Origin of the sequence: Labilibaculum filiforme (assembly GCF_002843315.1) — a bacterium.
In the GTDB taxonomy this organism is placed as follows: domain Bacteria; phylum Bacteroidota; class Bacteroidia; order Bacteroidales; family Marinifilaceae; genus Labilibaculum; species Labilibaculum filiforme.
The window spans coordinates 39,264-63,350 of the sequence record NZ_MVDD01000012.1 but is presented as its reverse complement, the minus strand read 5'-3'; the positions used below and the strand labels follow the sequence as shown (position 1 = coordinate 63,350).

Sequence of the window (24,087 nt, the reverse complement as noted above, 5' to 3'; positions counted from 1 at the left end):
TCTTTCACTTCCGTGGCTTTCGAACAAAATTGCATCTAAATTCTATATCTTTATTCATTAATAATAAGTCGGGCAAAGGAATATGGTGCAACTTCGAAAGGTTTTATTAACAATTATATTTTTAACAGGTTTTATCCTGAAGATAGCTGCACAGGACAATGCGATTATTAATAAAATTAGCTTTACCGGAATTGATACCCTAGGAAAGGAAACTCTTCTAAAGCAAATGAATACCAAAGCCAGACCTTTCACTGGTAAAATGACTTTTTGGAAAAAAAGTGCACGTTTTTCTAGCTTCACCTTCGAAGAAGACATTTTAAAATTAAAAAAATACTATCAACAAAACGGTTTTTTAGATGCTAGCATTCCCTACGACATAGTGCCCAACAAAAACAACAAAAAAGTTAATATCACTATACATATTAAGAAAGGAAATCCGGTTTTAATTGGCGAAATCAAGTACTTGATGCAGAAAAATACCGAAACCAAAAAAATCTTAGATTCCATTACAACAATTATCCCTATTCAACCAGGCATGCTTTTTCAGGATGAAAAAATAATTGCTGCCGAAAAGTTGATTCGCGAAAAATTCAGTAAGAAAGGATATCCTTTAGTAAAAGTAGAAAAAAACATTTTTTTAAATGAAAAACTACGTGTTGCCAACATTAACTTTACCATAAATACTGGTAATAAAAGCTACTTTGGTCGTATTAACTTAAAAGGCATCACATTAATCGACTCTACATACATTCGTAAACATATCGAAATAAAAAAAGGAGATAACTTTTCGCAGGTAAAAATTGAAAAGACTCAAGAAGAATTATTCGACATGAATCTTTTTCGATATGTAACCATTCGGGCAATGATGGACAGCGTAGAACAGGATGCAATTCCAATTTCTATCCATATTAAAGAGTTGCCTCGCTGGTCCTTAAAAGTGGGTGCCGGATATGGAACTGAGGATAAAGTCAGGACTTCGATCCTGCTTAAACGTTTAAATTTCTTGGGCGGAGGCCGTACCCTAATAATTAAAGGAGAACAATCCTACTTTACACCTCTTAGCATCGAAAGTAAATTTATTCAGCCCGATATTTGGACTAAGAATCTGGATCTTATTTTAAACCCATACTTTTCACGCGAAAGAGAAGATAGTTATAAGGTAGACAGGCTGGGCACTTCGGTTACTTTGCAAAAGGAGCTAAGCAAAAAATCGGCCGCCTATATTTCTTATACCTTTGGAAAGGATAATGTTGATTTATCCAAAAGTAAAAGCTCTTTATCGATTGAAGAAGCAGACAAATTAAATCATAACAAATCTGGAATCACTTTTGGATACAACAAAAACACCACCAATGATATTTTTTCTCCCACCAAAGGATGGAAATACGAAGGAACACTAACCTATATGGGAATTGGCTTTAACTCTCAATTTCATTACTATAAAATCATGACAGAAATAGACTATTTCCAAAAACTTGGAAAGAATGTTGTTTTTGCCGGGAAATTAAAAACTGGAGTCATCAATCCTACTCAAGGCGATTCACAAACTCCAATTGAAGACCGTTTTTTAATGGGAGGAGCATTATCCTTACGTGGTTGGGGTCGTAATCAAATTTCCCCTATCAATGAATCTGGAAGTAAATTGGGTGGAAATAGTATGTTGGAAAGTAGTGCTGAATTAAGATTTCCATTGTACGGTATTTTTTCGGGAACGGCCTTTGCCGATTTAGGAAATTCGTGGTTCAACCCATGGGAATTTAAACCAAATCAACTAAACTACGATGCAGGACTCGGATTACGTGTAAAAACACCAGTTGGACCTATTCGTGTAGATGTTGCAAGTCCATTATTTGAAGGGAAATTTGAAACCCAATTTTTTATCACGATTGGACATGCCTTTTAAGGAAAAAAAATGAGTACAAGAATGAAACGAATTTTTAAAATAGCAGGAATTACAAGTGCAGGAATAATTATTCTCCTGGGGTTGTTGCTATTTCTTCTTTCCACCGGACTTTTCAATAATTGGATTTCAGAAACCATATGCAGCACTGCCAATCAGCAACTAAATGCAAAACTTAGCATCGAAAAAATAGAAGGAAATCCTCTCTCCCATCTTCAAATAAAAAAAATTATTTTGGAGCACAACAATGGGAAGTTACTTGAGCTGGACGAACTAGAAATTACCTACAACATATGGAAAATTATTGCCGGAAAACTAGAAATTACTTCTCTGGAATTAAACGGAACCTCGGTATTTTTACAACAAGACAAGAAAGGAATCTGGAACCTTGAAAAACTGATTCCTATTGCAGAAAACCCCGAACCAAATGTTCCTAGTAGTCCCTTTTCATGGAAAATTGAATTAAAAGATTTCTCGGTAAAAAATTTTGAAGCTAATATTATCGCTAACGACAGCACCAAATTAATTCCCCGCAAAGTAAAATTAAGCACTTCTCTGGGGTTTGAATTTGCAGCTAATTTAATGCAGCTTAATCTGCATCAGCTCGAAATAAACACACAAAAGCCATCATTAGAAATTAAGGATATCCATTTTCAGGCAAGTTTAATTGATTCGGTTTTTAGTTGGACTAACTTTCAAATACAACTTCCTAAATCTACCATTCATTCAAAAGGTTCCCTTCCTTTAAATCAACTGCTTCAGTCCGAAATTTCACTCCAAGCAAACCCTTTCGACTTTGAAGACATAAAAGAATGGGTCTCTGGAATTCATGGCAAACCACAGCTAAATTTAGAAATCGCAAAAAAAGAAAATACCAGTCATCTCGACTTCTCTATACAACAAGAAAATCAGACGATTAAAATGCTGGGCGAGATGAAAGATATCGATGGCCTGCCAAGCTTTCATTTTTTGTTACATGCCGATAGTTTAAATGGAGAATACTGGACACACAGAGCAGATTTAAAATCGAATATTAAAGGCGAATTTGAGTTAAGTGGGAAAGGATTGGATTACAAAGAAAATACCATTCATGCCGAAGCCAAATTTGCCGATTTACGATACAAAAATTACGAATTGGATAATTTCATACTGTTTCTTGACAAAAACAAAGATGAACTCGATGTGACAGCAAAAGCAAGCACTATTTTCGGAAAACTAGACACTAAAATTCATCTTAAAAAGCTTTTTGAAACGGCCAATTACAATGCCGATGTAAAAATTGCCAATTTAGATTTAAGTAAACTAAGCGGAAATCAGAAGTTAAAATCGAATCTTAACCTAAACTTACAAGCTATTGGCCAAGGCTTCACCCCTGGCGAGTTGCAAACAAAAATTCAACTACAAGCATCCAAATCGGTACTTTTCAAACAAGCAATCACCAATTTAAGCGCCAATATTCTTATTGATAAAAAAGAATATCAAATACCTAAAATAAACTTCGAAGCACCTTATTTAATGGCTATGCTTTCGGGGAAGGGAAATTATAGTGAAAACAATCAACTTCATTTAGAACTAAAATCGAAAAATATAGCTGCACCACTCCTAGCTTTAGGTTTACAACCAATCGACTTTGATGGAGAGATCACCAGTGATTTATCGGGGCCTTTAAATGCTTTAGATTTTAAAAGCGACATCACAATTGCAGATGCCAAATTGGACTCTTTAGTCCTGCAGAATTTAAAAGCCAGTATACATGCACGCTTTTCGGGAACAGATTTATTTGTAGAAAGCGATTCCGTTTCGAAAAAAGAAGCGAGTACCGATATCCTTCTCAAAAACCTTTATTTAAGCACAAAAGTCGACGCTGCTTATATTGCATTTGAGAAATATTACTTAGCAAATACGGACTTTACTTTTGAAAAAAATAAAGAAAATAGTAGTGGCAGTCTTACTTCTTCTACCATTTTAGGAAATCTAAAAAGCAAGTTCACCATCAACAATCTTTTTACCATTCCTGTTTATAAAATAGAAAGCAGTTTAAAAAACACTGATCTTTCTCAAATCACCAAAAATGAAAAATTCCGTTCCAATTTGAACCTCGAAATAGCAGCCAATGGAACAGGAATTCAACCAGAATTAATGAATGCCAATCTGGAAATTCGATCCAATGAATCCTCCTTATTTGATTTGCCTGTCGATAATTTCGAAGCAAATATAAACTATAATAAAGGAGAATATCAGGTAAATGGCTTTCAAATAGAAACTCCATTTGTAGTAGCCAGCTTAATTGGTAATGGCAACTGGAAAAAGAAGAATCAGCTAGAGCTAAGCATAGAAACTACTGATATACAACAACTAAACACTGCTTTAGAAACAGAGAATGTGCAACTTACCGGACAATTAAATGCCAAACTTAAAGGTCCGGCCGATTCCCTTCACTTCTTAACTACTATAAATGTTGAGAAGCTAAAACTCGACACAATAAACATCCAAAAAATTGCTGCAGATGCAAGTATCCATTTTGCAGATACCTCTTATGCTGGATTTTTAAACATTTTGGTAAACGATACCAAAATTCATGATTTTGATTTACAGGAACTTCAATTTAAAAGTAAATTCAATCAGCAAAAAGCCAGCAATTCCTTTTCTTTTTATGCCAGCGACTCCTTACATGGTAAAATTATTTCGGAAATAAAGTTTCACAAAGACCCGAGCATCTCCTTTTCAAATATCCTGTTGAATTTAAATCAGCATATATGGACAGGCGGAAATGATCATAATTACATCCGATTTGGAAGAGATTCAATAGAAATTCACCAATTTGAAGTGCATTCTAAAGAAAGTGCATTAAAAGCAAATGGAATTTTCTCTTTTAATGGAACGGAAGATTTGCAGGTTGAACTTCGGGATATCAACCTAATTAACATTTCTGGCCTTAAATTATTGCCTTATCAAATTTCGGGAAAAGTAAATGCATTGCTCCACCTTACAGGAACAGCAAACAAACCAAACATCAATACGCTTGTCACAATCAATAATCCTGAAATTGACAGTCTTCGGTTTAGTAAATTTCACTCCGAAATTAACTATTCCAACGATCAACTTCATCTTGAATCCTACCTTAACGGTTATGCAACTCAGCTAATAAACGCTAAACTCGATCTTCCTGTACAGTTTTCCATCAACCAAAAATTACTACTCCCAAAAGAGGACAATTCCATACATGCAATTGTAAAAATTGATCAACTTGACATTAATAAATTTAACCGATTTATTCCAGTTACTGGCGTTGTAGCTAATGGATTACTAAGTGCACAAGTGAAGATTGACAATAAAATTAATGATCCTCACATTATTGGCAAAATCGATTTTAGTAAAGGTGCTTTACAATACAAAAAGCTGGGAATTAACTACTCCAATATCGAAATGCACAGCTCCCTAAACAATAAGCTTTTTCAGCTTGACAGTATTCATATAAATGCTGGGAAAGGAAAACTGCAACTAAAAGGTACTGCCGAAATGGAAAGTCTCTTTGATGGTACCTTAAAAAATATTGACCTGAAACTAAGTGGGCAAAATTTCAGAGCTTTTGACTCCGAACTATTAAAAGCCGTAATTAATACTAATTTAAGTATCAATGGTACACCCGAAAGTCCAACATTTAATGGAAAAGTAGCAATTTTAAATTCAACTTTAAATACGGATATATTCCTGAAAGAATTCAATCGTGTTTACGATGACTCTAACCAACCATTGCTGGTAACTGCTCGCAAGAATGCCGAAAACCTTAAGGTTCAGTATGTTGTAAAAAAAGACACCACACAAAAAGAACCTCCAAATATTTACAAAAAGCTGAAAGGAAATTTTGATATCGAAATTCCAAGAAACACTTGGGTAAAAGGTAAAAATATGAATTTTGAATTGGCCGGAAGTATAAAAGCTATCAAAGAAAACGAACAGATAGATTTTTTCGGAACAATGAACGTAAAAAGGGGATACTATAAAATTTACGGAAGAAGACTTGAATTTGAAGAGGGAGAAATTACCTTAACAGGTGGAGCATCCTTAAATCCGATTGTTAACTTTACAATTGCGTACAAATTCCGCGATCCAGACAATCAACTTCGAAAGCTGACCGTAAATGTTACCGGTCGTATATACCAACCGGAAGTTCAATTTTTTCTCGACGAAAACTCTATTGAAGAAAAGGATGCCATTTCGTATCTTATTTTCAATAAAAGTACCAATCAACTCGATACCCAAGAAAATTCTTCGATGAAGAGCAGTAACCTGGATATCGCTAAAGATTTTGCCATTGGGCAATTCTCCAATGTTGTTAAGGATGCACTACAAAGCTCGCTTGGCTTAGATGTAATTGAGATTACTGGAAATACGGGATGGACACAAGGTAGTGTATCTGTTGGTAAGTACATTACAAATAATCTGTACCTAAATTACGAACGAACCTTTACCATCGATAAAAAAGATAAAATTATTGAACCAGAAAAAATATCTATGGAATATCAATTTTATCGCTCCCTGTTTTTACAGGCAACCAATCAGAGTACAAACTCAGGTTTTGATTTCATTATTAAATGGACCTGGAAATAAAAAGCCTCCATTAAGACGCTTTTCGTTGTGCTCTTCGGGCTGCAACAATTAGCAGATAACCAGCAATTACAGGACCATAGGATACAAAATAATACCCATGCATATCAAACCATTTAAAATAAGTTCCAAGAGTAATAATACCTCCAATTATCATTAAAGTCCATCCCATTAAACGAAATTCACGAGCTTTCGATTTCCCAGTCTTCTTCACTTCACCCCTCAACATTCTATCATCAATGGCGCGAACAACATCCTTAATTAAATCTTCATCGACATTTTTATCGGCTAATTCTTTACGGATTTGAGAAAAATCCATTCCCTCTATTTTCTTTTGGTAATATAAATCAACCAACTCTTTAAAACTCTTTTCCATGATTCAATTGTTCTATTTGTAAAACAAAACTACTTACAATTGAACAGATATTCAAAACCGAATCGGTAAATTTCACAAACATTGAATAAAAAAAAACGAACTAAACACAATTGTGTTACAGGCTACTATTCCAACCCGATACCATACCACTTCTACTCCCTATTTCGCCAAATAATTTGAACCCAATAACAACGCACTTACACTTTCTACTCAAAGAGTTAGTTTCACAACCAAACACCTCCAATATATCAACAACATCCTGAAAATCAAAATAGTAAGTGGCAGATTATATAAAAATAGGCTTCTCGAATCGAGAAGCCTACACTATATTTAGAACCATATTCTTGGTCTATTTGTATATTTCTTTTTTAGCAGCAAGCAATGTATTTTGTAGTAAAGAAACAATGGTCATTGGACCAACTCCACCTGGAACAGGAGTAATAAAAGAAGCTTTAGGAGCAACCTCATCGAACTTCACATCTCCTAATAATTTCCATCCCGATTTCGTTTTATCCGATTTTACGCGATGAATTCCTACATCGATAACAACAGCACCTTCTTTAACCATATCGCCAGTTAAAAATTCTTTCATGCCAAGCGCTACAATAACGATATCCGCCTGACGGGTGATTTCTGCAATGTTCTTCGTTCTGCTATGACAAAGCGTAACCGTACAATCGCCATATTCTGCTTTTCGCGACATTAAAACGCTCATTGGTGTACCAACAATATTACTACGGCCGATAACCACACAATTTTTGCCCGAAGTTTGAATTTTATACCTTTTCATCAGCTCAACAATTCCAGCCGGAGTAGCAGGCAAATAAGTTGGTAGGCTCGACACCATTTTTCCAACATTCATCGGGTGAAAACCATCCACATCCTTTTCCGGACGAATGGTTTCAATCACTTTTGATTCTGAGATGTGCTTTGGTAAGGGCAACTGAACAATTAAACCATCAATATCATTGTCATCATTCACCTTTTTAATTTCTGCTAACAATTCCTCTTCGGTAATATCCTCTTCGAAACGAAACTCTGAAGATTTAAAACCAACCATTTGACAGGCTTTCACCTTTGCTGCCACATAAGTTTCACTGGCTCCATCGTGTCCAACAATCATAGCTGCTAAATGAGGAGTTTTTCCTCCAGCCTTCACGATAAGTTCAACTTCGGCAGCAATTTCCTGCTTCACCTCCATTGAGATTTTTTTTCCGTCGATTAATTCCATGCTTGTATTGTTTGCTTTATAAAAAATGCCTGACCAAGTGGCCAAGCATTTCTATTTATAACTTATTATCTACGGCCTCCCATATTCCCCATCATTCGGGACATGTTTCCACCTTTGCTCATCATTTTCATTAATTTCCGTGTTTCGTCGAACTGTTTAATCAAACGATTCACATCCTGAATGGTAGAACCACTACCATCGGCAATACGCTTTCTTCTCGATCCGTTAATTAGCGCCGGATCCTCTCTTTCAGCTGGAGTCATCGAAAAAATAATTGCTTCCACCCCTTTAAAGGCGTCATCATCAATATCGATGTTCTTTAAAGCCTTTCCCACACCAGGAATCATAGAAGCCAGATCTTTCAAATTACCCATTTTCTTAATCTGAGAAATCTGAGAAAGGAAATCGTTGAAATTAAATTGGTTCTTAGCTATTTTTTTCTGAAGCTTTCTTGCTTCGTCTGCATCGAATTGTTCTTGAGCACGTTCTACAAGTGAAACAATATCACCCATACCCAAAATACGATCGGCCATACGACTAGGATGAAAAACATCAAGCGCTTCCATTTTTTCGCCAGTACCTACGAATTTGATCGGTTTATTAACAATAGAACGAATAGAAAGAGCTGCTCCACCTCGAGTGTCACCATCTAACTTGGTTAAAACAACACCATCAAAATCCAGACGATCGTTAAATTCCTTGGCAGTGTTCACTGCATCCTGTCCGGTCATCGAATCCACTACGAACAAAATTTCAGAAGGTTCAATCGCTTTTTTAACAGCCTCAATTTCCTTCATCATTTCCTCATCAATCGCTAAACGACCTGCAGTATCGACAATCACCAAGTCGTTTCCGTTAGCTTTTGCCTGCTTAATTGCATCCTGAGCAATTTTAACAGGATTTTTACTATCGATATCCGCAAAAACAGGAACTCCAATTTGTTCTCCCAGTACTTTCAACTGGTCGATAGCTGCAGGACGATACACATCACAAGCAACCAGCAATGGATTCTTAGAACGTTTTGTTTTCAGAAGGTTCGCCAATTTACCTGAAAAGGTGGTTTTACCCGAACCTTGCAAACCGGCAATTAATATTACGGCAGGTTTTCCCTGAAGATTTATGTCAACCTGAGTACTTCCCATTAATTCCGCCAGCTCATCGTGAACGATTTTCACCATTAACTGGTTTGGCTTTAATGCGGTTAGTACATTCTGTCCTAATGCTTTTTCTTTTACAGTATTAGTAAAGGACTTGGCTATATTAAAGTTTACATCGGCATCCAAAAGGGCACGTCTTACATCTTTCAGTGTTTCTGCAACATTGATTTCTGTAATTTTTCCTTGCCCCTTTAATATTTGGAAGGATCGCTCAAGTCTTTCGTTAAGATTTTCAAACATTATTATCCAGATTTATATTTCACTGCAAAATTAAAAAAATCTACTTAGCGATAAAGAGGAAGCGACAGAAATGTCAATATTTTTATCAATGATTTTAGCATTTTTAGTCAAAATCCTATAAAAGGAAGCTTTATTGGATAAAAAAAGAGCGGATTCCATTCCTGAAATCCGCTTCTTCATCATCTAAAATATATTTTTACATGCGCTCAGGAACTCCTATTCCTAATAATTCCATTCCACTTTTAATAATTTGCGCAATCTGCTTCGATAGTACCATTCGAAAAGCTCTTAATTCCACATCTTCCTCTTTTGCAATTGGAAAATCGTGATAAAATTGATTATACTCCTTTACTAAATCGTATACGAAATTAGCAATTTGTGCAGGACTTGTAGAATCTCCAGCCTCTTTAATAATCACTGGATAATTGGCAATCATTTGAATTAAGTTCGATTCCTTCTCTGAAATAGCAATGTTCGTATTCGCAAACTCTGGAAATTCAATTCCGGCATCTACGGTTTTTTTCAAAACCGATTGAATACGAGCATAAGTATATTGAATAAATGGTCCGGTATTACCATTAAAATCGATTGATTCTTTAGGATTAAACATCATATTCTTTTTAGGATCTACCTTTAGAATAAAATATTTCAATGCTCCCATTGCAACTTTATTATACACATCTTCAGCCTCTTCCTGCGAATAGCCTTGCAGTTTTCCTAACTCATTAGAAGTCTCGCGAGCGGTATTCACCATTTCGTCCATTAATTCATCCGCATCCACAACGGTTCCTTCCCGGGATTTCATTTTCCCTTCGGGTAATTCAACCATTCCGTAGGAAAGATGTTGTATTTTATTACTCCAATCGTATCCTAGCTTACCTAAAACTAAAGACAACACTTGAAAGTGATAATTTTGCTCATTCCCAACCACATAAATATGTTCATCGATACTGAATTCATTAAAACGTTCGTAAGCAGTTCCAATATCCTGTGTCATATAAACAGAGGTTCCATCGTCGCGTAACAGCAGTTTATGATCCAATCCATCGGCTTCTAAATTCGCCCAAACCGAACCGGTATCCTTGCGATACAAAACGCCTTCCTCCAAGCCTCGTTCAACTATTGCTTTTCCTTGTTTATAGGTCTCCGATTCGAAATAAACCTTATCGAAATCAACACCCATTTTCTCGTAAGTAACATCGAAACCTGCTAACACCCAATCGTTCATCTTTCTCCACAAGGCGACAACTTCCTTGTCTCCCGCTTCCCACTTCACCAACATGTCCTGCGCTTCAACTAACAATGGAGCTTGTTTTTTGGCTTCATCCGCATCCATTCCCTTGGCAACCAATGCTTCCATTTCCTTTTTGTATTCCTGATCGAATTTCACATAGTATTTTCCTACTAAGTGATCGCCTTTTAGGCCAGTTGACTCAGGAGTTTCTCCTTCGCCAAATCGCAACCAGGCAAGCATCGATTTACAAATATGAATACCACGATCGTTCACCAAATTTACTTTGATTACCTCGTAACCATTCGCTTTTAATATTTGCGCTACCGAATATCCCAATAAATTATTTCGGATATGACCTAAATGAAGAGGTTTATTGGTATTTGGTGAAGAATACTCAATCATCACTTTTTTAGCTCCGGCTTCTAACTTTTTAAAACCATACTTATCCGATTGCAAAGCAGTATTCAATACTGATATCCAATACGAACTATCGATAACTATATTTAAAAAGCCTTTTACAACATTAAAAGCAGTTACCGACTCAATATTTTCCTGTAAGAAAGCACCAAGATCCTTCGCAGTATCTTCAGGAGATTTTTTTGAAAAGCGTAAAAAAGGAAATACAACTACCGTTAAATCGCCCTCAAATTCGCGTCTTGTTTTTTGAATTTGAACTGTTTCAATATCAATATTCTGACTGTAACAACTATTTACGGCCTCTACAACCTTACCTTTTATAATGCTTTCAATACCCATCTGAAAATTCTTTATTTCGAACTCAACTAATTACCAATTCTTACTTCAAATTAAAATGGCGTTTTTATTACAACCCAGTATTTTCATACTTTCCTTAATCTTAAATCTACCAATAATTCGAATGTGCAAAGATAATAGGAATAAAATAAATAGCTGCCTACATTTAAAAAAAAGTCATTCGCAAGGATGTTTACGAAATCCCTCAAATAAGCACGCCTATTTAACTTTTTATAATCTAACAATGCTTATCTTTGCGCCACAAATACATCCAATCCTTTTTATTTAACAATCAACTGCTCTATAAGAACAGTAAAAACGCAAGAATAGCTTATTTTTTAACTAAAAAAGTAACTTGCACCTGTTTACAAGTCAAAAAGAATGAAAAACACACTCTTATTTCTATTTTCATTAATTATCTCCTTTTCCACCGAAGCTACTGATCGATTAGACGTAATTGATTTTAAAATTCAAAATTCAAATCTTGATAAAGTAATTGAAATTGCACAATCTAAATTCAATTCAAATAGTGCTGAAGCTCTAGAATTAAGCTTATTGGTCGCCGAAAAAGCTCTTGAATATAATAACCTAAAGCAATACGCAATTGCGAATGAACTATTGGGTAAAATCTATTCCTATCGAGGAGAATTAAAGAACGCCAGAACCTGTATTGATACTTCTTTTAAATATTGGAAAAGCATCAGCGACACTCTTAAAATGAGTTATTGCTATGGCTATCTAGGTGATTTAGAATATTCGATATGTAATTATTCTAAAGCTGAATCTTTTTATCAAAGAGGATTTGATTTAAAAATAATTACAAAAGACAGCATTAATTATAGCTATAGCTACAACGCCTTGGGCAATATTAACTTAGAAAAATGCAATTATGATGAAGCAATTTCGAATTACAACAAAGCTTTAAAGTTAAACATTCAATTTAAAAGTATTTCAGGCATCTGCTACACAAACAATGCATTAGGCAATGTTTATTTTGAAACAAATGATTTAAAATCTGCAAAAAAACACTTCGAAGAAGCTTTAAGAATTGGAAAAGAAAATAATCTAGATAAAAATATTGCATTTACACTCAACCAACTGGCAAAACTTCACAACCGATTAAATAATAGGACTTCTGCCATTGATCTATACAATGAATCGTTACTAATTAGCAAAAACTTATTATCGAAAAGTGGAATTGCATTCTCCTATATGGGAATGGGTGAGGTGTATCAGTCGCTCATGCAAAATGATAAAGCCATAGAAAATTTAAATAGAGCGTTAAAACTCTTTGAAGAGCTAGGATCTAAAAAAAACGCAGCAAACTGTTACCTAAATATCGGGATGGTTTTGTACGAAATGAAAAAGCACAGCTTAGCCAAAGAAAATTTTATTAAATCGCTTGAAATAAACCAGAAAATCGGTTATTTAAAAGGCATTGCAGAAGCTTATCGTAAAGTTGGGAACGCCTGTTTTCAAGAAAATGATTATGCAAACAGCATGACAAACTATAATAAATCTCTTACCATCCAGAAACAAATAGGAAATTTAAAAGGAATCGCTTCCTGTTACACAAATATGGGCTTGGTTTATGTAAAAACAGATAGTTTAGAATTAGCCAAGGATGTTTTCAATAAAGCAATTACTATTAATATCACCATTAATAATGTTGGTGGCAATGCATCTACCTACAATAATTTAGGAGCATTATATAAAGCACAAAAAAACAACAAAGAGGCAATTAAATATCTGTTAAAAAGTTTTGACATTGCATCGGAAACAGAGCAAAAGCCATTAATGGCCGAAAGTGCAAAGAACTTATCCGAAATTTATTCTTTAGACAAAAACTATCAAAAATCGCTCTACTATCATCAATTGTATTTCGATTTATACAACTCCATGTACAATGCCCAAATGGAGAATAGAATTGGTTGGATTCAGATGCAAAATGAAAGAGAAAAACGAGTAAGCTTGGAGAAAATTTTTACCAATGAGAAAGCAATTGAAAAAGAAAAATTAAAGAAACAATCATTAATCAACTCCTTTTTATTAGTAATTGTAGTTCTTATTTTACTTTCCATAAGCTTAATTTACAGCTTTTACGTTGCCGTTAAAAAGGCAAATAAAAAATTAACCAACGAAATCGTTGAACGAAAAAAGATAGAACTGCAACTGGAAGATAATCATCGAAATTTAGAAAGTCTGGTAAAAATCAGGACTTTGGAGTTGGTAAAAGCAAAAGAGAAAGCAGAACAATCTGATCAGCTAAAATCCTCCTTTTTAGCCAATATGTCGCATGAAATTAGAACACCAATGAATGCAATTATTGGATTTTCTAAATTGCTTACCATGACAAACTCCCAAAAAAAACAAAGCTATTACACTTCAATTATTTATGAAAACGGACATATTTTACTCACCCTAATTAACGACATTATCGATATATCGATGATTGAATCGAAACAGTTAAAGATTAAAAAATCCAATTTTAAGGTGTACCCAATGCTCGAAGAACTAAAAAGTACTTTTGATGAGCTTAAAAACAACGATAAAAAAAATAATATCGAATTTACAATTTATAAAAATGACATTCCGGAAGATTTAACCATATTCTCGGATCAGATTCGAATAAAACAGGTACTCATAAACCTTTTAAGAAATGCTCTAAAATTTACCAAATCAGGTCATGTTGATTTTGGGATTGAGTTAATTAAGGACAAAATAAGATTCTTCATCAACGATTCAGGGATTGGTATTCCTTACGAGGATCAAGCATTAATTTATGATCGATTCCGACAAGCAAGCAACAACTCGGCAGAATATGGAGGTGCTGGCTTAGGACTAACAATTTCGAAAAGTTTAGTGGAATTATTAAATGGTACTATTTGGTTTACCTCGAAGCCAAATGTAGGAAGCCAATTTTATGTCGACCTTCCTTTGCTAACAAATCCTATAAAAACACCTACTGAAGCTACAAAATTTGATAATGGAATAGATTTCTCTGGAAAAAAAATACTTGTGGCCGAAGATACAAAATCAAATTTCCTTTACATTAGAGAGGTGCTGCGCAAAACCAATGCCGAAGTAACTTGGGCAAAAGATGGTCTTGAAACCATTGAGCAATTTCAACTAAATAATTTCGATTTGGTGTTAATGGATATTCAATTACCCAAAATGGACGGTTACGAGGTGACTAGAAAGATTAAGCTGGAAAATCCACACGTACCTGTAATTGTTCAAACCGCATTTAATCATCAAGATAAAGAACAAAATCAGGCACAATCCGGTTTCGATGATATTATTACAAAACCGTATACAGAACGTCAACTTCTTAAAATAATTTCCCAAAATTTATCCTAAAACAATCTTTACCAAATATAAATAATTTCTTGTGGTCATGTAATTTTCACTTCTAAAGCTTTCTCTGTTATGAAAAAAGTAATTCTACCATTAATTATTACGATTACTCTACTAATAATTTGCTTTTTAGTATATCCTAAGAAAGAGAAAAAGTTTGATTATGCCATTGTAATTCACGGAGGAGCTGGAACAATTCTGAAAGAAAACTTCACTCCTGAAAAAGAGTCGGAATATAAAAAAGCACTTCAAAAAGCGATTTTTATTGGAGATTCTATCTTGAAAAATGGTGGTAGTAGTCTTGATGCTGTTGAGAAAACAATTCATATTCTCGAAAACTCCCCATTATTTAATGCAGGAAAAGGTGCTGTATTTACCAATTCAGGCAGAAATGAACTAGATGCTTCCATTATGTGGGGAAAGGATTTAAATGCTGGCGCAGTTGCCGGAGTTGATGATATAAAAAATCCAATTAGTGCCGCCAGAAAAGTAATGGAAAATTCGGAACATGTATTATTGAGTGGTCGCGGCGCTTCGGAATTTGCAAAAATACAAGGATTGGAAATAGTTGACAATAGCTATTTTTTTACTTCGAACAGGTGGAATAATCTTCAAAAAATACTGACAAAAGAGAAAGAGATGACTCCCGAAGATCGTCACGGAACCGTTGGATGCGTTGCTTTGGATAAAGATGGAAATTTAGCTGCCGGAACCTCAACCGGTGGCATGACAAATAAGCGCTTTGGTCGGATTGGGGATTCGCCTATTATTGGAGCCGGGACTTATGCCAACAATAATACTTGTGCTATTTCGTGCACTGGTCATGGCGAATTTTTTATCCGATTAGGAGTTGCAAAAGACATATCCTCCATGATGGAATATCAAAATATCAGCTTGGAAAAAGCTTCCAGTAAAGTAATTGATAAGCTAACAAAAATGGGAGGAACAGGAGGAATTATAGGTTTGGATAAAAATGGCAATGTAACGATAAAAATGAACACAGACGGCATGTACAGAGCTTACCGAAACTCAAAAGGAGAAACTGGTATATTCATCTTTAAATGAGAATAAATTATTTTGCAGATTGATTATTTCGAGCTAAATTAAACTTAGTCAACAATCACAAAAAATAAGGCTATGAAAATAAATTTAAACGGAAAATGGAAGAATCAGTACAATTCAGAAATGGATATAACAGTTACTGAAAACCGATTAAGTGGCACCTTCCAGACTGCAATAGGCCAACCAAAATTCGAGGAGAAATTTGAAATAACAGGAAAAATAAATACGAATGTTATTGCATTCATGGTCGATTTTGGCAAGTACGGATCCTTAGCTTGTTGGACCGGTCGATTTGAGTTAGATGATGATGGACCGGTAATTCATACCATGTGGCATCTTTCGCAAAGTGAAGGTGGTGAAGAAGAACAACTTGCCAAAGCAATCCTAACTGGCGTGGGAACTTTCCGAAAACCATAAACATAAAAAGGGGCTAATTACTTAACCCCTTTACACCTATTCTCAATTAGATTTAATTATCTAAATTATCAATTTTTCCAAGCAAGTCGTATGTTGAATTTAACAAATCATCATAAATAGACTTATAATGAGTCTTTATTTCTTTTGCTGATTTGCCACTCGACTTCTGATTTACACGAGCAATATACTCGTTTCTTGAAGCGGCAGCTTCATTCATAACCATATATAATTCCTCTGATTTTTCACGTCCAAAGAAATTTAAATGAATGATGCCTCTTGTTAAAATCTCGTTGGTTAGAAAATTTATGTCTTTTTTAAAATTTCTTCTGCTAGCCATAGTTACAATTTTAGTATTTGATGCTTGCTAAATTACTAAAAATACCTTGAGTATACCTTCCTAAAATTTATAATTTATATCTCCAATTAATAATCTTAAAATCATTGCAATTGGTTGACAAAAAAAGTTTATTTGTAAGTACAAAACGATGCTAAGAATTAGATACTACAGAATATGAGTGAATGTTTCCGTTATATTTTTCTGAAAAATGAGAAAACAAAACCTACCAAAGATTTTACAGATGAAATTTTTCTGCGAGGAGTTAGTCTTTATGAGGTTATTCGTGTAGTATCGGGAAAAGCTTTATTTCTTGAAGCTCATTTTCAACGGCTAACAAATTCAGCCATTTATATTGAACAGAAAATATGGTTAAGTCTGGATCAAATTAAAGAAAGCATTCATCAATTAATTGTATTAAACGATTGCAAGGAAGGAAATATTAAATTAGTATTTCACATTGATGGAGAAACTAAAACTTTTTTGGCTTATTTCGTAGCACACCATTACCCAAGCAAAAGTCAATATGACAATGGCGTTACCACTTTAGTTCATCAGGCCGATCGATTAAAACCAAATGCTAAAGTCTACAATCATACACTTCGCTCAACAGCTAATCATTTAATTGAAGAGGCTGAAATTTTTGAAGTTATACTTCTAAACTCATTAGGAAACATTACAGAAGGAAGCAGATCGAATCTTTTTTTTATTAAAAATAATGAACTACACACAGCGGTAGATGCTGATGTTTTGCATGGAATTATTCGTTGTAAAGTAATTGAGGTGGCAGAAGAACTTAAAATCCCAATTCGAAAACACGATATTAAGTACGATGATTTATCCAGTTTTGAGGCTGCTTTTTTAACTGGCACATCGCTACGCATATTACCAATAAAAAGGATCAACTCAATTTTTTACTCCAACTCTCATTCAATAATTAGTAGATTATCTGAAGTTCTTCAAAATAAGATTAATAACTATTTAAAGTAAGCATTCTATTTTTTAGGAAATCCTATTTCCACTTCGGTTCCCCTCGAGCATCCCTCTTCATTTTCTAAATCCTTGATTGTATAATCATATACTCTACCATTACTTAATACTTTATTCAATAATTTAATTCTATCCTTTGTAATGGTCATTGTTTTATGATGGCATTTAATATTAGAATCTAAATGTAATTTTTTAGCCTCTTTGCGCCCAATACCATTATCTATAATGATACATCTTAAGTACCCATCTTTTTCAATTTCAAAATTCACTTGAAGATTTCCATTTGTCTTCAACCCAGCAATTCCATATCGAATTGAATTTTCTAAAAATGGCTGTATTAACATCGGTGGTAATTTTAACTTATAAGGATTGATAGCCGAATTTACGTTTATTTTGTATGAAAATTTATTGGAAAATCGCATTTGCTCCAATTTTAAATATAGCTGTAAATACGCAATTTCATCCGATAAAGAAATAAAATCCTTATTTGCATTTTCGATTTTTTTACGCAGTACATTCGAGAAGTCGGAAAGATAACCCAAGGCATATTCTTTATTTTCTTCTAGGATAAAACTCTGTATTGAATTTAAAGAATTAAAAATAAAATGCGGATCTAACTGATTCTGCAGCGATCTCATCTTTAATCCAATAACCCTATTGAACTGTTTGGTTCTTGCTTTTTCTCGCTTGCGAATAAAATACGCATAGATCCACATCGCCACATAAATAATTCCACACAAAATTAGACTTGACAATGCAATGAACCACCACATTTTCCACCACGGCGTTTGCACCGTAATAGCAACGGAAAACGGAATAGTTATGCCTTCGCTTAGGTGTTTCCCTTCCACTTTTAAAGTATATTCTCCACTTGGTAAATGAGAAAACACAGCCTCTGATGAGTTACTCCAATTAGACCATTTATTATCAAATCCATCTAACAAATATCGAAATCGAACATTGGATACATTTTGGCAAAAATCAATTCCAAATGTGAATGTAATATCGTTTTCATTGTACTTAAAGATAATTGGTGCAATTGGTGTTTGCGTCCAATTTTCTACCTGTGTACTATCTGGCTCCCAAGCCTGATTACTAATTTCAATGGATTGAATCCTAATTTTACTCTTAAAAAGTCTTCTTTTTTCAATACCCGTCTCAATTTTCAGCAAGCGATTCTTTGTCTTTACCCAAATATTTTGGTTTTCATCAATCACAGACTGCTCTCCCGCTTGATCGAAATATCCATCTTTCGAATTCCAAAAATTTAATTTTAATTCAGAATTCTTTGCCCAGGAACTGTAATCGAAACGATATACCCCAAGATTTGTTCCACACCACAATGAGCCATCCGAAAGATACTTAATGCCATGAATTGATGTTCCCACTAAACCATTTACACTAGTAAGTGAGTCTACCACGACTAAAGCATTTGATTTGCTTTTAATCTTATAAATCAAGCCATTATTACCACCAGCAACTAAGGTAGAATCGGGAAGTAATAAAATATCATTAAGCACATTATGAATCTTTGAATTGCTTTTATTAAAAATTCTGAATTCGTTATTTTTGAATTGAATAATTCCTTTTTGCCGAGTAGATATCCATATTGCCGTATCCCGAGCAATCATTTTACTAATACCAATATTTGCCAATTTTGGAAACTCAAATATTGGTTTCTGCGACAGCAAACCCTTTTTGGTATAGAAGCTTAATTTATTCTGCCAAAAACAAAGCAATTCATCATCTTCAGTAAACACAAAGCTATTTGCAGGTGAAATTCCAACAAATCTTAATTCATGCTGATTTGGCTCGTAAGTGAAAAATCCAACACTAGTCGAAATCCAGATTAGTTTTTCTTTATCGACTCCCAATTTATAAATTAAAAAATCGTTATTACAATTAACTACCGAACTGTATTTCGAACAAAAATCGTTAACACTTAATCGAGATTGAACCTGAGTATCTTTTAGTAAAATAAGCTCTTTTTCACTTACAAGTACCACATTTCCAGATTCATCACAAAGTAAATCTTGCAAGTTTGAATTCTTAATCCCCAACAAACTTGAATCTAAATACTTAAAAATTGAATTTTGCAATTGAATTAAGCCATGATTATGCGTACCTATCCATAAATCATCGAATCCTTTTCTTAAAAAAATAGAATGAATAAAGTATTCATCTAAGCCTTTTTCGGTGGAAAAATCGGATAAAATAGTATTGCTAAGCTTTACTACTTTTTGTTTTTCGGCTTCTTTATCAAAATACCTCAACAAATAAAAGCTACTATTTTTGTTACTCTCCATTTCAACCACATCGCAAAATATTTTTTTTGTTGCGTTGATTTCCAGAGTAAATTGCTTTCCTGATTCTAATATATTTTTAAGCTCAATTATATTGTTTTGAATGCCAAACTTAACTGCTGGCAAATTTGAATTACTATTGCATTCCGATAACTTTCGCGATTCAATTTCAAATTCAATATTTTCTTCCTGAGCAACAGTATTCACAATAAAATTATTCTGATACGATCTAATTTTAAAAACAGGCTTTCTCCAAGAACTATTTACTGGCTGTAAATCTTCATTTTGCACCTTATATATAAATACCCCTGCAGATGATCCAAGCACTAAATTTTCACCGATGGAATCAATTACAAGACATTCAATATCATTCTCTGGTACAGTTGCTTCCAATTTAAAAACAGAGAGCTTTTTGCCATTAAATTTACAAAGTCCAACACCTTGCGCTCCAAGCCATAAATTGCCTGATTTATCTTCACAAATTGAGTTTATTCTCTCTCCCTGTAGCCTTGAAAGTTCTTTCCTAAATAGTATTTCTTCACCAATAAACTCGTACAGTCCTGCATCGGTGGCAAGCCACACCATTCCTCTTGAATCCTCATAAATATCATAAACAATGTTACTTGGGAGACCATCGGTCATTGAGAAATTTCTTGTTGATTGTAAATATGCTTTTACACAGGTTGGTAAACCAACAAAAAATAAGAGTAGTAAGAATAAAACTATTCGTTTGAAAATCATTCTGCAATAATAGTAAATATGAATATATTTAAAGCCTGTCAAGTGTGTCAAGTTTAACAACTTCAGTACATTTAAAGATTAGCAATATTGAATTATAATAAATAAATACAACACAAAGGCGATTTATCCGCACTTAAACCATAAATTTGTTTTCTTGTTAAATTTATAAAATATATTTAAGAAACTTAACTTTTAAATTTTAAGAGAGAAAAAGAACAATTATTGAAATGCTTCGTATTGATAGTACTTAAAATATTTTGCAACATAAAAAGGTTTATTTTTAAACTGAACATGCAAAGCATTCATATTAATTCACTTCTTTTGTTTTCTTAACTACAACTTAAGTAAAATCATTCTATGAAATATTCTTTTACTTCAACAACTATTGAAAAACTTAGCCTGGAATATTCTGGCAATCAAAACTTTATTCAAAATACGCTTCCCAGGATAAAAATTATTCACACAATAAAAAAAGAATTCAACACCATTCCAAATTTAGAATGGTACATAGAGTATAGTCCTACCAACATCAATACGAACCGTATTCTAATTCAATACCAAAATCAGGAAAGTAAAGATTTCAATTTCTTTTATGAAATACCTCTTTCTTTAAATTTTGAATTTCGGGTGTATTTATCCAATTCCTCAATTCATTTTATAGATTTGTACAATTTTCTGCTTAAAAAAGAAATTATACACAAAGATCAATATTCCATAAAAGCAGCTTATCACACTATCCCGCATTTTACGATCAACTCGAAAACGAAACGTTACGATTTGAATATCATCAATAAATATGTTGCTTTAAGTGATAATCAGAACAATTTAATTGATGAAAAGGTGAAGAATGAAATTGAATCTGGATTTAAAACATTCAACCCCATTTTTGATCAAATAATAGCACAATTTAAAATTTGAGTTAATTTTAAAATATGAAGTCCAAGCCACTACAACCTAAACAAAATAACCTGAGCATTAGCAGAGCTTACTTTTTTCTGTTTTTAGTATTATCAATAAGTTTTCTTGTTGGAATTGGAGGTGTTTGGATTTATAAGGAATTCTCAAAATTCACCAACGAATCAGAAGCTCTTCGAACAAAGTCAATAGCTCAACAAAAAATAATGTTGATTAATAAAACGGAAGAGTGCACCAATTTTATCGATTATCAAAATACACAAGCCGAATCCAGAACAAAAAGCAGACTCAAAAACTTTGTAAGTCAGGCACATGCTATTGCTTCCAACATTTATGAACAGAACAAAGGAAAAATCTCCGATCGGGAAATAAAATTAAGAATTAAGCAAGCAATTGATCCGTTACGATTATCGAACGAAAGAGGATACGTTTTTATTAATACTCTTTCGGGGGTTGGCGTTCTCTACCCTTTCTCGAAAGAAAACGAAGGACGAAATTTAATTAACTTTCAGGATGTAAATAAAAATGATCTCATTAAAAATGAAGTCAATTTAATGACGTATCAGGATGAAGCTTATACTAAATATGAAAATCCCCAAAAAATAAAAAATAAATATAACGCTTACACGAAAGTATCTTACATCAAGAAATTTAAACCTTACAATTGGTATTTTGGTAGTTATTCTTTTTTAGATGATCTGCAAGAAGAGAACCAAAAGGAGGCATTAAGTAGAATTAGTCAAATTAATATTGGAGACGGTAATTATTTCTTTGTGTATAAAAAAGACGGAACTTGTCTGCTTCACAATAGCAAAGAAAGTATTGGAAAAAACTATCGTGAATATGAAAATATTCATCGCAGAAAGAATGTAGAAAACCTCTTAGAACAGGCTACAAATAAAGGCAACGGCTTTGTTAAATATGGCGATCCGTCCTCCGAAAAGGGAATTAAAGTATCCTACATAAGTACAGTTGATGATTGGGATTGGATAATTGGTGCTGGTGTTTACACTAAGGACATAGACGAAAGCATTGCTAAAGCACATATTGAACTACGTGAAACAGTACTAAGATATATTTATCAAATCATTATTGTAATTGGGATTTCTATCCTCATTTTCTATTTTACTTCGAAGTTCATTTCCGACAAAATGAATAGAAACTTCGTTTCCTTCAATAATTTCTTTCGGAAAGCATCCACTAAATCGATAAAAATTGATCCAAAAGATCTGTATTTTCCTGAATTTCGGGACATGTCGAAAACAATTAATAGGATGATTGACATCCGTGCCCAGAAGGAAAAAGAATTAGAAATTGCAAAAGATCGTGCTCAAGAATCTGATCGTTTAAAATCATCGTTTCTGGCTAATATGTCTCATGAAATACGAACTCCAATGAATGCCATAATTGGATTTTCGGAGTTGTTACAAGATGAATCACTACCTTCCGAGACTAAAAGACAATTTTTCAATCATATCCGAAATAGCGGAAACTCCCTATTAAATTTAATTAATGACATTATTGATTTTTCGAAAATAGAATCAGGTGAACTAAAAATCTCCAAGACTATTTTTAATTTAAATCAGCTTTTCGATGAATTGCATCAAACCTTCGAAAAAATTAAAACTGGAAAAGGAAAGGATCACATTAAGCTCCAATTCATTATAAGCCTAAGCGATGATCAATCAATTGTTTATACAGATCCTTTTCGTTTAAAACAAATCATTACCAATTTGGTTGAAAACTCCTTAAAATTTACCGAAAAAGGGAGTATCATTGTCACTTGTCAATTAGATGAAGATGAATTAATTTTTTCGGTAAAAGATACTGGAATTGGAATCTCTGAAGATAAACAGAGCGTAATTTTTAATAGATTCCGACAAGCGGATGATTCCCATGCAAGAAAATATGGAGGAACAGGACTTGGACTTTCTATTTCCAAAAAATTAGCTAAACTTTTAAATGGAAAAATGTGGCTAGAATCTACCGTAGGAGTAGGAAGTAGCTTTTTTATTAGTATTCCATATCAGAAAGACAAGGATACAGCACCCGTATCGTTAGTAAGTGATGATTCTACTTCGAATAATAAATTGACTGGAAAAAGAATCCTAATTGTGGACGATTATATGGTGAATCTTAAACTATTAGAAAAAATGCTTAAACCAACAGGCGCTGAACTTATCGTTGCTAAAAATGGAGAATTAGCAGTTAACTTTTGCCTGAAAAATAATTTTGATTTAATTCTTATGGATCTTCAAATGCCTAATTTGAATGGTTACGATACATTAAAACTAATTAAGGAAAACAGACCCAACACAAAAATAATTGCACAAACAGCCTATGCAATAGCTCACGAAAAAGAAGAGGTGTTAAAATCGGGCTTTGATGCCTATATTGTTAAGCCAATTATCAAACAAGAATTGATAGAAGTTATTCACAAAATGATTTACTAAATCGATTATTTCTACC

14 protein-coding genes are annotated in these 24,087 nt (G+C 33.6%); 8 read left to right on the top strand and 6 right to left on the bottom strand.

The genetic code is table 11. The annotated features are described in order from the left end of the window. Positions 1-82 precede the first annotated feature (82 nt). Positions 83-1,903: an outer membrane protein assembly factor BamA gene (gene bamA / locus BZG02_RS15005; RefSeq protein WP_101262262.1), complete on the top strand. Its 1,821-nt coding sequence runs from the start codon at positions 83-85 to the stop codon at positions 1,901-1,903. Between the two features lie 21 nt (positions 1,904-1,924). Beyond that, a complete protein-coding gene (locus BZG02_RS15000) occupies positions 1,925-6,511 on the top strand; it encodes a translocation/assembly module TamB domain-containing protein (protein ID WP_180335744.1) in 4,587 nt (1,528 codons plus the stop codon). A 10-nt stretch (positions 6,512-6,521) separates the two neighbouring features. Here BZG02_RS15000 and BZG02_RS14995 read toward each other — a convergent pair whose 3' ends face one another. The 4 genes from BZG02_RS14995 to argS all read right to left on the bottom strand — a co-directional run bounded on the left by BZG02_RS14995 (position 6,522) and on the right by argS (position 11,502). After that, on the bottom strand, positions 6,522-6,884 hold the full coding sequence (locus BZG02_RS14995; protein ID WP_101262260.1) for a hypothetical protein: 363 nt from the start codon (positions 6,882-6,884) through the stop codon (positions 6,522-6,524). A gap of 349 nt (positions 6,885-7,233) precedes the next feature. Continuing rightward, a complete protein-coding gene (gene folD / locus BZG02_RS14990) occupies positions 7,234-8,115 on the bottom strand; it encodes a bifunctional methylenetetrahydrofolate dehydrogenase/methenyltetrahydrofolate cyclohydrolase FolD (RefSeq protein WP_101262259.1) in 882 nt (293 codons plus the stop codon). Positions 8,116-8,180: 65 nt separating this feature from the next. After that, positions 8,181-9,512, bottom strand: coding sequence for a signal recognition particle protein (gene ffh / locus BZG02_RS14985; protein ID WP_101262258.1), 1,332 nt, complete (start codon positions 9,510-9,512; stop codon positions 8,181-8,183). A 196-nt stretch (positions 9,513-9,708) separates the two neighbouring features. After that, positions 9,709-11,502, bottom strand: coding sequence for an arginine--tRNA ligase (argS, locus tag BZG02_RS14980; RefSeq protein ID WP_101262257.1), 1,794 nt, complete (start codon positions 11,500-11,502; stop codon positions 9,709-9,711). Between the two features lie 378 nt (positions 11,503-11,880). Here argS and BZG02_RS14975 point away from each other — a divergent pair, with 378 nt between their 5' ends. The 3 genes from BZG02_RS14975 to BZG02_RS14965 all read left to right on the top strand — a co-directional run bounded on the left by BZG02_RS14975 (position 11,881) and on the right by BZG02_RS14965 (position 16,335). Continuing rightward, the gene (locus tag BZG02_RS14975) at positions 11,881-14,859 is read left to right on the top strand and encodes a tetratricopeptide repeat protein (protein ID WP_101262256.1); all 2,979 of its coding nucleotides are present in this window, start codon (positions 11,881-11,883) and stop codon (positions 14,857-14,859) included. A gap of 69 nt (positions 14,860-14,928) precedes the next feature. Next, complete coding sequence (locus BZG02_RS14970) at positions 14,929-15,921, top strand: isoaspartyl peptidase/L-asparaginase family protein (RefSeq protein WP_101262255.1); 993 nt, start codon at positions 14,929-14,931, stop codon at positions 15,919-15,921. Between the two features lie 72 nt (positions 15,922-15,993). After that, positions 15,994-16,335 (top strand): avidin/streptavidin family protein, encoded by a 342-nt coding sequence (locus tag BZG02_RS14965; protein ID WP_101262254.1) that lies wholly within the window; start codon positions 15,994-15,996, stop codon positions 16,333-16,335. A gap of 52 nt (positions 16,336-16,387) precedes the next feature. Here BZG02_RS14965 and BZG02_RS14960 read toward each other — a convergent pair whose 3' ends face one another. Continuing rightward, positions 16,388-16,672 (bottom strand): hypothetical protein, encoded by a 285-nt coding sequence (locus BZG02_RS14960; protein ID WP_101262253.1) that lies wholly within the window; start codon positions 16,670-16,672, stop codon positions 16,388-16,390. A gap of 174 nt (positions 16,673-16,846) precedes the next feature. Between BZG02_RS14960 and BZG02_RS14955 the strand changes: the two genes are divergently transcribed. Next, complete coding sequence (locus BZG02_RS14955) at positions 16,847-17,659, top strand: aminotransferase class IV (RefSeq protein ID WP_101262252.1); 813 nt, start codon at positions 16,847-16,849, stop codon at positions 17,657-17,659. A 5-nt stretch (positions 17,660-17,664) separates the two neighbouring features. Here BZG02_RS14955 and BZG02_RS21040 read toward each other — a convergent pair whose 3' ends face one another. Continuing rightward, complete coding sequence (locus BZG02_RS21040; protein ID WP_218972252.1) at positions 17,665-20,604, bottom strand: sensor histidine kinase; 2,940 nt, start codon at positions 20,602-20,604, stop codon at positions 17,665-17,667. A gap of 456 nt (positions 20,605-21,060) precedes the next feature. On the opposite strand from BZG02_RS21040, the gene BZG02_RS14945 reads away from it, so the two are divergent. Then, entirely contained in the window at positions 21,061-21,621 is a 561-nt protein-coding gene (locus tag BZG02_RS14945) for a hypothetical protein (RefSeq protein WP_101262250.1), read from the top strand. Between the two features lie 14 nt (positions 21,622-21,635). Beyond that, positions 21,636-24,071, top strand: a complete 2,436-nt coding sequence (locus BZG02_RS14940) for a cache domain-containing protein (RefSeq protein WP_101262249.1) — start codon at positions 21,636-21,638, stop codon at positions 24,069-24,071. The last annotated feature ends 16 nt before the right edge of the window (positions 24,072-24,087 follow it).